This is a genomic window from Synechococcus sp. CCY 9618 (genome assembly GCF_019038415.1).
In the GTDB taxonomy this organism is placed as follows: Bacteria; Cyanobacteriota; Cyanobacteriia; order PCC-6307; family Cyanobiaceae; genus Cyanobium.
On record NZ_JAFKRG010000072.1, the window covers coordinates 1 to 285 of the forward strand.

The following is a 285-nucleotide window of genomic DNA, read 5'->3' on the forward strand; positions in this document are numbered from 1 at the left end:
TGCCGGTGATGACGGCGAGGTCGTCCTGGGAGTTGTTGGCGCCGTAGTACTCCCCCTTGCTCCACTGGGTGAGGTTCTCGTCGTCCCCGAGGTAGGGAGCGCCCAGGATGGTGCCCCAGCTGGTGGGTCCGGTGCCGCCATGGCCGGCGTAGTACTCGGTGGAGCCGGCGCCGTCGTGGGTGAGGCCGAGGGTGTGGCCGACTTCGTGGGAGGCGGTGGCGGCGGCGGAATAGTCGCCGCGGTTGAAGACGAGGGCCACATCATCGGTGGCCCAGTTGAAGCTGT

General features: G+C 68.4%; 1 protein-coding gene. It reads right to left on the bottom strand.

Features of this window, described 5'->3' with window-relative positions; genetic code table 11:
- The coding region (locus tag KUG41_RS15195) for a zinc-dependent metalloprotease (protein WP_216905048.1) at positions 1 to 259 on the bottom strand (259 nt) is incomplete at its 3' end.
- Positions 260 to 285 lie beyond the last annotated feature (26 nt).